This window comes from Methylobacterium sp. A52T (genome assembly GCF_053346095.1).
Window position 1 is genome coordinate 1 of record NZ_JBKFBI010000181.1, and the last position, 10,028, is coordinate 10,028.

Consider the following 10,028-nt stretch of genomic DNA (forward strand, 5'->3'; position numbering starts at 1 on the left):
GCCCCCGCCGCGCGGCGGCGGGGAGCCCGGTGTCTCGGGAGGATCTCAGTACTTGCGGACCAGCGGCGCCGGGACCGGCGCGGCGGCCGGGGTCGGCGAGTAGAGCGGCACGATGAACCGGATCCAGCCGTCGGTGGAGTAGTCGCTGCGGGTGCGGCCGAACGCGTTGGTGTACTGCGCGCCGGTCACGACGTCGCGGGCGACGTAGGCCTGGACGGTGAAGATCTTGAAGTCGTAGCCGATGAGACCGCCGATGGCGAAGCGGCCGCGGTTGCCGGCCGCCGCGCTGGCCTGGCTGATGTCGAAGTTGTAGGTGCCGTAGGCGACCGGGCCGATCTCGAAGTTGCCGAACTTCTTCGTCGCCGTGAGGTCGAAGTTCAGGGCGTCCGACAGGCGGATCGGGCCGATGGCGGCGCCGACCTGGCCGGGGAAGCGGCCGGGCGAGTCGTAGATGTTGGCGGTCAGGTTGGCGGTGATGTTCCAGCCGTCACCCGTGTAGCTGCCGGCGATGCCGAAGCGGTAGGTGTTGGAGGAGAGCTGCGGCAGGACCGGGGTGGCCGTCGCGCCGGTGGGCGTGATGATCGAGCCGCGGTCGCCGTTCAGGTCGTTCAGGTAGGCACCGCCGAGCAGGCTGACGCCGAAGTTGTTGCCGAGGTCGAAGGCCCAGATGCCGCCGACGAAGGTGCCGACGTTGATCGAGATGTCCTTGTTGCGCACGCCCGCCGGGTTGCGGGTGAAGGCGAACACGGTCGGGGGCGCCACGAGCAGCTCGACGCGGCCGCCGAACGGCACGAACGGGGTCGACCAGACCAGGACCGGGATGTTGACGGCCGTGTCGGGATCGTTCCGGCCGTCGGTGCGGCGATAGGTGAACGTGTTGATCGCGTAGAGGCCTTCCGGCAGCGGCGCGCCGACCGCGAGGCCGACCTGCTCGCCCGGAACCGTCGTGGTCTGCGCCTGCGCGATCGTCGAGGCCATGCCGACCGTGAGCGCGACCGTGCCGGCCGCGAGCCAGTTCTTCATCATTTTCTCATTCCTTCCCAAGGTCATACGGCGTCCGTCCCGCATTCGGCACTTCCCTGCCGGTCTGCTCGCCTATCGCGGCTGCCGGCTTCGGACCTGCCGAGCGCCCCCACGGAGCCTGCCCGTCTCAACGTCTGCGACTATTCTACAGAGACCTGCGGAAAGACAGTGGAATGCTCGTCGAAACGCCACAACCGGCCGAACCGTTGCGCAAAAGCCGCATTTTTGCGGCGATGCAACACTGTCCACAGACCCTGCTCGGACCGCGGTTTCGGCAAAATATCGTTGAACGGTCAAGCTGTTGCCGGCCCGGGCCGCGGGAGAATCCGGCAAAGGCGGGAAGGTGATCGGGCAGGCCGCCGGTCCGGGCGCGCGGGCCGGGATCCGGCTCCGAACCGGTCGGCAGCGGGTCCGGAGCCGGATCCGGCCGCTCGAATCACCGTCCGCGGGCGCGGGGTCCGGCCGACACCCGGCAGAAACTGCCGCGCCGGCCCGGTCGCCGGTGCGTGCGACGCCCGCCCCCCTACGCCGCCGCGCTACTCCGCGGCGCGACCGCGGCTCGCGGGTGAGGCGGGCCGCCGCTCCAGCACCTCGCGCAGGAACCGGCCGGTATGGCTCGCGGTCGAGCGGGCGATCTGCTCCGGCGTGCCCTGCGCCACGACCCGGCCGCCGCCGTCGCCGCCCTCGGGACCCATGTCGATCACCCAGTCGGCGGTCTTGATCACTTCGAGGTTGTGCTCGATCACCACCACAGTGTTGCCCTGGTCGACCAGCTCGTGGAGCACCTCCATGAGCTTGGCGACGTCGTGGAAGTGCAGGCCGGTGGTCGGCTCGTCGAGGATGTAGAGCGTGCGGCCGGTGGCGCGCTTCGACAGCTCCTTGGAGAGCTTCACGCGCTGCGCCTCGCCCCCCGACAGGGTGGTGGCCTGCTGGCCGACATGGACGTAGTGCAGGCCGACCCGCTTCAGGGTCTCGAGCTTGTCGCGGATCGCCGGCACCGCCTTGAACAGCTCGGCCGCCTCCTCGACGGTGGAGTCGAGCACGTCGGCGATGGACTTGCCCCGGTACTTCACCTCCAGGGTCTCGCGGTCGTAGCGCTTGCCCTTGCAGACGTCGCAGGTGACGTAGACGTCCGGCAGGAAGTGCATCTCGATCTTGATGACGCCGTCGCCCGAGCAGGCCTCGCAGCGCCCGCCCTTGACGTTGAACGAGAAGCGCCCGGGCTGGTAGCCCCGCGCCTTGGCCTCCGGCAGGCCCGCGAACCAGTCGCGGATCGGCGTGAAGGCGCCGATATAGGTGGCGGGGTTCGAGCGCGGCGTGCGGCCGATCGGCGACTGGTCGATGTCGATGACCTTGTCGAGGTGCTCCAGCCCCTCCAGCCGCCCGTAGGGGGCCGGGTGCTCCAGGGCACCGTTCAGCTTCTTGGCGATGGCCTTGTAGAGGGTGTCGATCACCAGGGTGGACTTGCCGCCCCCCGAGACGCCGGTGATGCACGTGAAGGTGCCGAGCGGGATCTCGACGTCGACGTCCTTGAGATTGTTGCCCCGCGCGCCGAACAGGCCGAGCTTGCCCTTCCGGCCCTTGCGGCGGGCGGTCGGGGTGCGCACCGCCATCGCGCCCGTGAGATACTTGGCGGTGAGCGAGGCGGGGTTCGCCAGCACCTCCGCGGGGGTGCCCTGCGCGATGATCTCGCCGCCGTGGATGCCGGCGCCCGGGCCGACATCGACCACGTAATCGGCCTGCAGGATCGCGTCCTCGTCGTGCTCGACCACGATCACCGAGTTGCCGAGGTCGCGCAGGCGCTTGAGCGTCCCGAGCAGCCGCTCGTTGTCGCGCTGGTGCAGGCCGATCGAGGGCTCGTCCAGCACGTAGAGCACGCCGGTCAGACCGGAGCCGATCTGCGAGGCGAGGCGGATGCGCTGGCTCTCGCCGCCCGAGAGCGAGCCGGAGCCGCGGGCGAGCGTCAGGTATTCCAGGCCGACATCCACCAGGAAGCTCAGCCGGTCGCGGATCTCTTTCAGGATCCGGACCGCGATCTCGTTCTGCTTCGCGGTGAGCTTCCCGGGCAGGTCCGAGAACCACCGGTGCGCCTCGCTCACCGACAGGGCGGTCACGTCGGCGATGTCCGCCATGGCGACCTTCACGGCCAGAGCCTCGGGCTTCAGCCGCTTGCCGCCGCAGGCGGCGCAGGGCGTCTCGCTCATGAAGCGCCCGATCTCCTCGCGCACGGCGTCCGAGTCGCTCTCCTTGTAGCGGCGCTCCAGGTTCGGGATCACGCCCTCGAACGGCTTGTTGACCGTGTACTTGCGCAAGCCGTCATCGTAGGCGAAGCGCACCGCCTGCTTGCCCGAGCCGTAGAGCACGATGGCGCGGGCCGTCTCCGACAGGCTCTGCCAGGGGACGCCCGTCTTGAAGCCGAAATGCTCGGCGAGCGCCTCGAGCGTCTGGCCGTAATAGGGCGAGGTCGACTTCGCCCAGGGGCCGACCGCGCCGCGCTTCAGGCTCAAGCCAGGGTCGGAGATCACCAGCTCGGGATCGATCCGCATCTCGTGGCCGATGCCGCTGCAGGTCGGGCAGGCGCCGAACGGGTTGTTGAACGAGAACAGCCGCGGCTCGATCTCCGCGATGGTGAAGCCCGAGACCGGGCAGGCGAAGCGCGACGAGAAGGTGACGGTCCGCGGCGCCTCGCCCTCGGGGGCGTCGGCGAACACGATCTCGGCGACGCCGTCGGCGAGTTCCAGCGCCGTCTCGAAGGACTCGGCGAGCCGCGAGCCGATATCGGCCCGGACCACGATCCGGTCCACCACCACGTCGATGTCGTGCTTGAACTTCTTGTCGAGCTTGGGCACGTCGTCGATGGCGTAGTATTCGCCGTTCACGCGCAGCCGCTGGAAGCCTTTCTTCTGATATTCGGCGATTTCCTTGCGGTACTCGCCTTTCCGGCCGCGGACCACGGGCGCCAGCAGGTAGAGCCGGGTCTTCTCCGGCAGTTCCAGCACCCGGTCGACCATCTGCTGGACGGTCTGGCTCTCGATCGGCAGGCCGGTGGCGGGCGAGTAGGGGATGCCGACCCGCGCCCAGAGCAGGCGCATGTAGTCGTAGATCTCGGTCACCGTCCCCACGGTCGAGCGGGGATTCTTCGAGGTGGTCTTCTGCTCGATCGAGATCGCCGGCGACAGCCCGTCGATCTGGTCGACGTCGGGCTTGGACATCATCTCCAGGAACTGGCGGGCGTAGGCCGAGAGCGACTCGACGTAGCGGCGCTGCCCCTCGGCGTAGATCGTGTCGAAGGCCAGCGACGACTTGCCCGAGCCCGAGAGCCCGGTGAAGACCACGAGCTTGTCCCGCGGGATGGTCAGGTCGACGTTCTTGAGATTGTGCTCCCGGGCGCCGCGGATCGCGATGACCCGCCGGTCCTCGGCGGCCGGGGCGGCATCGAACAGGGCGGCCAGCTTGGCGTCGACGGCGGCCTCGGTCCGGGCAGCGGACGCCTCGCCCTTCGCGCGGGCCGGCTTGGGCTGGGCTGCCTTGGCCGGAACTGCCTTCACAGGGGCCACCTTGGCCGGAGCTGTCTTGGCCGGAGCTGTCTTGGCCGGGACCGCCTTGACGGGCGACTTGGGAGCGGCTTTGGCGGCGTCGGCGCGGCTTGCGGCACGACTTCCAGCTTGGGCTTTGGCCATGAGGGCGGCGGTCTTTCGAGGCGTCGACGCGGTCAGATCGGATTCGCGCGCGGGCCAGCCGCCGCAACGGCCTCATGTCGAGCCCGACGGGGCTCACGGCAAGATGCGGCCGGCGGGACGCAGGCCCGTCATGCGCCGCCCTTGCTAGAACGAAACGCGTACGGCGGCAACACTTCGGTGTAGCGGCGGTGCGGGTGACGTCATCGACGCCTCAGCCTATAAGAGAATTTGTGAAAAACGCTTATCGTCGGGCGCGTGATCCTTCCGGGCGAATAACGGAGACCCCATGGCGACCATGACGATTTCCCTGCCCGACCCGATGAAGGAGTGGATCGAGGCGCAGATCAGACAGGGCGATTATGCCAGCACGAGCGACTACGTCCGCGACCTCGTGCGCCGTGACCGCGAGAGACGAGCCCAGGCCGATTTGACGCTTGAGGATCTGCGCCGGATCGTCGACGAGGCCCGCGCCGGAGGACCGAGCCGCCGCAAGGTGCCCGAGATCCTCGCCCGGGCCAGGAAGCACGCGCAGTCTGATCAACCGCTAGATGAGTGACTATACCCTCACGGCGCGGGCTGAAGCGGATCTGTTCGACATCGCCGTCTATGGTTACCGGCAGTTCGGTATCCGCCAAACGGACGCCTATGCCGACGGGTTGGAACGCGTCTTCCGGCTTCTTGCCGACAATCCCCGCATGGGCCGGACAGCTGCGGCGATCCGGCCCGGCGTGCATCGGCACGAATACGCCGCCCACGTCATCCTGTACGAGCCGGTGGAAGGCGGTGTCTTGATCCTGGCCATCGTCCACGGCCGCAGCGTGAGGGGGCTCGACCTGTAGCGTGGGTTTTCGCTGCGCTGCCCGAGCCGCCCGAGCCCCGAGATGCGACGCGATCGACAGGTGCCGATGCCAGCATGCGACGCGACCGATCCGGCCGCCCTCCGCGGTTCCGACGACCGCACGGCCACCCAGCAGCGCCTGTCCACGCGGCTGCTGTTCCTGATCGTGGGCATCGCCAACGCCACCTGGGCGCCCCTGGTGCCGCTGGTGAAGGACCGCGCCGGCCTCGACGAGGCCGGGCTCGGCCTGCTGCTCCTCACCTTCGGCATCGGCTCGCTCCTGGCGATGCCGAGCGCCGGGGCGGCGGTCGCGCGGCTGGGATACCGGCCGGTCCTGCTCGCCGGGACGCTGGCGCTCGGCCTGGCCCTGCCGGTCCTGGCCCTGGCCTCCGGGCTCGTCCCGCTCACCGGGGCGCTGCTGCTGTTCGGGGCCGGGATGGGGGCGGTGGACTGCGTCATGAACCTGCAGGCCGTCGCCGTCGAGCGCGCCGGCGGGCGGCCGATGATGTCGGGCTTCCACGGCCTCTACAGCCTCGGCTGCATCCTGGGGGCGCTGATCGCCAGCGTCCTGCTGGCCGCCGGGCTCGGCGCGGGCTGGAGCGCGCTGCTGCTCGTCGGGGGCATCGCGGCCCTGTTCGCGGCGGCCTGGCCCGGCATCCTGCGGACCGACCGGGCAGGGGGCGGCGACAGCGGCGGTCCCGCCCTCGCGCTGCCCCGGGGCCCGGTGCTGGTCCTCGGCCTGCTCTGCTGCGTGGTGTTCCTCACCGAGGGCTCGGCCCTCGATTGGAGCGCGGTGTTCCTGATCCAGCAGCGCGGGCTCGATCCGGCCTGGGCGGCGCTCGGCTACGCTTCCTTCTCGGTCACCATGACGGCCGGCCGGCTCGGCGGGGATGCGATCGTGGCCCGCCTCGGCCGGCGGCCCGTGGTGATCCTCGGCGGCCTGCTGGCGGCGGCCGGCCTCGCGCTCTCGGTCGTCATCCCGGCCTGGGAGGCGGCGCTCGCCGGCTACGCCCTGGTCGGGGCGGGCTGCGCCAACATCGTCCCGGTCCTGTTCACGGCGGCGGGGCGCCAGGCCGCGATGCCCGCGCGCGTGGCGGTGCCGGCGGTGACGACGCTGGGCTATGCCGGGGTGCTGGCGGGGCCCGCGCTGATCGGCTTCGCCGCGCAGGCGCTCGGCCTGCCCGCGTCCCTGCTGATCGTGGCGGCGCTGCTCCTCGGCGTGGCGGCGGCCGGCCGGTCCCTGCGGGTGTGACCCCTCACGCCTCGGCGTTGCGCGCCATGAAGGTGGCGGGCGTCCCGTCCTCCGGGTTCACGAAGACGATGTCGGTCGGCGCCCGCCGGGGCGTGTCGATCGACAGGAACACCACCGGGTCCCCGGGCTCGAGCGCCGGCATCGCGTGGACCGTGCCCTTCTCGAAGAACAGGAGCTGGCCCGGGCCGAACGCCGTCTCGGCGGCCGGATCGCCCAGCCAGACCCGGCCCCGGCCCGAGAGGCAGTAGAGGTACTCGTCGCAGGTGGCGTGATAGTGCGGCGGGGTCGGCCGGTAGACCCGGAACACCCGGGCGCTCGCCGCCTCCCGGTCGGTCAGGTAGGTGTCGACCAGGAGGGTCTGGGCGCTGTCGGGCAGACCCGCCGCCAGCGCCGCCACGTCGAAGAGGCCGGTCCCCGCCGCGTCCGCCATCACGTCCTCCTCAGTCGGAAAAACCTTCGAGCACGATCTTGCCCCTGGCGCGCCCGCTCTCGATCAGCGCGTGGGCGCGCCTCAGGTTCTGGGCGTCGATCCGCCCGTAATGCTCACCCAGGGTGGTGCGCAGGCGGCCGGAATCAACGAGGCGGGATATCTCGTCGAGGAGCGCCCCCTGGGCGGCGATGTCGGCGGTGGCGAACATCGAGCGGGTGAACATGAACTCCCAGTGCAGCGACAGGCTCTTGCGCTTGAGGAGCCCGACGTCGAGGCGCTCCGGATCGTCGATCAGGGCGAGGCGGCCCTGCGGGGCGATCAGCTCCACGATCGCGGCGAGGTGCGCGTCGGTGCTGGTCGTGGAGAAGACGAGGCCCGGCGCGCCGAGCCCCAGCGCCGCCACCTCGGCGGCGAGCGGCTTGGCATGGTCGACCACGTGGTGGGCGCCGAGGTCCCGGCACCAGGCCGCCGTCTCCGGCCGCGACGCGGTGGCGATCACGGTGAGGTCGGTGAGTTCCCGGGCGAGCTGGATCGCCACCGAGCCGACGCCCCCCGCGCCGCCGACGATCAGGATCGCCGCGGCGGCGCCCGGAACCGGCTTTCCCGTGTCGAGCCGGTCGAACAGGGTCTCCCAGGCGGTGATTGCCGTGAGCGGCAGGGCTGCGGCCTGCGCCCAGTCGAGGCGTCGGGGCTTGCGCCCGACGATGCGGGCATCGACGCAGTGGAACTGGGCGTTCGTCCCCGGCCGGGTGAGGTCGCCCGCGTAGAACACCGCGTCGCCCGCGGCGAAACCCTGGACCTCCGCGCCGGCGGCGACGACGGTGCCGGCCGCGTCCCAGCCGAGCACCTTGGTGCCGCCTGCCTCCGGCTCGGCCCGCCGCCGGACCTTGGTGTCGACCGGGTTCACCGAGACCGCCTCGACCTTCACCAGCAGGTCGCGCGGGCCGGGCTCGGGCTGGGGCAGGTCGAGATCGACCAGGGCCTCGGGATCGGTGATCGGCAGGGACTTGCGGTAGCCGACGGCGCGCATGGTGATCTCCTCGGATTGTCGCCGCAGGAGATGCCGCCCGCCTTCACAGACCGCAAGTACGCACATAAAACGCCACTAGTGCCGGAAATGATACCGTCGGAGACAGCCCATGCCCCGCACCCGCCGCCACACGGGCGCCTGCAGCCCCGGCTGCGCCGTCGAGGCGACGCTCCGGCTCATCGACGGCAAGTGGAAGGGCGTGATCCTCTACCATCTGCTGGAGGGGACCCTGCGCTTCAACGAGATCCGGCGGCGCCTCGCCAGCGTGACCCAGCGCATGCTCACCAACCAGCTGCGCGAAATGGAATCCGACGGCCTGATCACCCGAACGGTCTACGCCGAGGTTCCCCCGAAGGTGGAATACAGCCTGACCGAGCGGGGGCGGTCCCTCGATCCGGTCATCCGCGCGCTGAAGACCTGGGGTGATCTGCACGCGGAATTGGCAGATACGACTCAAAACGCCGCCTGATTGGGCAGACCGGTGCCGAATATGGGCGCGACCGCATAACCGGATCTTTATGACTTGGCCGGAAGGTGGCGCGTCTCCCGCCGGACGGTTCCAGAACTTCCGATGCCGATCCTCGCCTCGCTCCGCGCCCGCATCCTGGCGGTGGCGCTCGCCCCGTGCCTCGCCTTCGCGGGGGCGGCGGGCCTCGCCGTGTCGGACCAGTGGGCGCGCCGCGCCGAGATGGGCCGGGTTGAGAGCCTGGTCGGCCTCGCCTCCCGGATCAGCGCCTTCGTGCACGAGGCCCAGCGGGAGCGCGGCGCCTCGAGCCTGTTCCTGGGCGCGAAGGGCGCGCAGTTCGGGCCGGAACTGGCGGCCCAGCGCGGGCGCACCGACGCGGCGCTCGCCGGGCTGCCCGAGGCCATGAAGGCCGCGACGGGCTTCGGGCCGGTCTTCGAGGCGCGCGGTGAGGGCTTCGCGCGGGCGCTCACCGGGCTGGCCGCGCAGCGCCGGGCGGTCGACGCCCTGACGGCGGCCCCGCCGCAGGCCGTGGCCTACTACACGGGCCTGATCGGGGAGGGGCTCGGCCTGGTGCGGGCCATGGGCGGCGCGATCGACGAGGCCAGCCTCGCCGCCCGGGCGAACGCCTACGCGGCCTTCCTGGCGCTGAAGGAGGCCGCCGGCCAGGAGCGGGCCGTCGCCTCGGCGGTCTTCGCCTCCGGCACCCTCGACCTCGCGGCCGCCCGCCGCCTCGCGACCCTCGCGGCCGACCAGGCGACCTATGCCGGCCTGTTCCGGGCCGGCGCCGAAGCGGGGCAGGCGAACCTGCTCGACGCCGCGGAGGCGACCGAGCCGTCCCGCGCGGTCGCGCGCCTGCGCGCGGGCGTGCAGGAGACGATGCCGGGGACGCCCCCGGCCTTCCGCGACGCGCCGGGGTGGTTCCGCCTCGCCACGCAGCGGATCGACGCCCTCAAGGGCGTGGAGGATCGGCTCACCGCCGACCTGGTGGCGGCCGCGGGGGCGGCGCACGCCCGCGCCGAGCGGATGCTGGCCCTCTGGGCCGCCGGCGGGCTCGCCCTGTTCGCCCTGTCGGCCGGCCTCGCGGTCTGGCTCGGCACGGCCATCGCCCGGCCGCTCTCCCGGATGGCCGGGGTGCTGACCGCGATCGGCCGGGACGCGGGCACGGCCGACCTGACCATCCCGACCGGCGGGCCGCGCGAGGTCCGGGCGATCGCCGCGGCCGCCCTGGCGTTCCGCGACAGCGTCGCCGAGCGCCGGGCGGCCCGGGCCGCGCAGGAGCGGCTCGCCGCCCACCCGGGCCGGCGGCCCG

At 71.6% G+C, this 10,028-nt stretch carries 10 protein-coding genes; 6 read left to right on the forward strand and 4 right to left on the reverse strand.

The features are described from left to right. Nucleotides 1-45: 45 nt before the first annotated feature. Together ACLBYE_RS27575 and uvrA are read right to left on the reverse strand one after the other, a co-directional pair. Nucleotides 46-1,026, reverse strand: coding sequence for a transporter (locus ACLBYE_RS27575; protein WP_447696613.1), 981 nt, complete (start codon nt 1,024-1,026; stop codon nt 46-48). 533 nt (nt 1,027-1,559) lie between these two features. Further along, nucleotides 1,560-4,571, reverse strand: a complete 3,012-nt coding sequence (gene uvrA / locus ACLBYE_RS27580; protein ID WP_447696614.1) for an excinuclease ABC subunit UvrA — start codon at nt 4,569-4,571, stop codon at nt 1,560-1,562. 10 nt (nt 4,572-4,581) lie between these two features. Here uvrA and ACLBYE_RS27585 point away from each other — a divergent pair, with 10 nt between their 5' ends. The 4 genes from ACLBYE_RS27585 (at nt 4,582) to ACLBYE_RS27600 (ending at nt 6,793) form a co-directional block, all read left to right on the forward strand. Further along, on the forward strand, nt 4,582-4,851 hold the full coding sequence (locus tag ACLBYE_RS27585; RefSeq protein WP_447696615.1) for a hypothetical protein: 270 nt from the start codon (nt 4,582-4,584) through the stop codon (nt 4,849-4,851). 138 nt (nt 4,852-4,989) lie between these two features. Next, nucleotides 4,990-5,259, forward strand: a complete 270-nt coding sequence (locus ACLBYE_RS27590) for a type II toxin-antitoxin system ParD family antitoxin (RefSeq protein ID WP_331318819.1) — start codon at nt 4,990-4,992, stop codon at nt 5,257-5,259. Then, on the forward strand, nt 5,252-5,542 hold the full coding sequence (locus ACLBYE_RS27595; protein WP_447696616.1) for a type II toxin-antitoxin system RelE/ParE family toxin: 291 nt from the start codon (nt 5,252-5,254) through the stop codon (nt 5,540-5,542). Before ACLBYE_RS27590 ends, ACLBYE_RS27595 begins: the two co-directional genes overlap by 8 nt. Nucleotides 5,543-5,608: 66 nt before the next feature. Then, nucleotides 5,609-6,793 (forward strand): MFS transporter, encoded by a 1,185-nt coding sequence (locus ACLBYE_RS27600; RefSeq protein ID WP_447696620.1) that lies wholly within the window; start codon nt 5,609-5,611, stop codon nt 6,791-6,793. A gap of 4 nt (nt 6,794-6,797) precedes the next feature. On the opposite strand, the gene ACLBYE_RS27605 is transcribed toward ACLBYE_RS27600, so the two are convergent. Together ACLBYE_RS27605 and ACLBYE_RS27610 are read right to left on the reverse strand one after the other, a co-directional pair. Continuing rightward, nucleotides 6,798-7,223, reverse strand: coding sequence for a cupin domain-containing protein (locus ACLBYE_RS27605; protein WP_447696617.1), 426 nt, complete (start codon nt 7,221-7,223; stop codon nt 6,798-6,800). 10 nt (nt 7,224-7,233) lie between these two features. Then, entirely contained in the window at nt 7,234-8,253 is a 1,020-nt protein-coding gene (locus tag ACLBYE_RS27610) for a zinc-binding alcohol dehydrogenase family protein (RefSeq protein ID WP_447696618.1), read from the reverse strand. 109 nt (nt 8,254-8,362) lie between these two features. On the opposite strand from ACLBYE_RS27610, the gene ACLBYE_RS27615 reads away from it, so the two are divergent. Then, the gene (locus tag ACLBYE_RS27615; protein ID WP_042671335.1) at nt 8,363-8,722 is read left to right on the forward strand and encodes a winged helix-turn-helix transcriptional regulator; all 360 of its coding nucleotides are present in this window, start codon (nt 8,363-8,365) and stop codon (nt 8,720-8,722) included. 102 nt (nt 8,723-8,824) lie between these two features. Continuing rightward, nucleotides 8,825-10,028, forward strand: a 1,204-nt coding sequence (locus ACLBYE_RS27620; protein WP_447696619.1) for a nitrate- and nitrite sensing domain-containing protein, incomplete at its 3' end; no start/stop codon positions are given.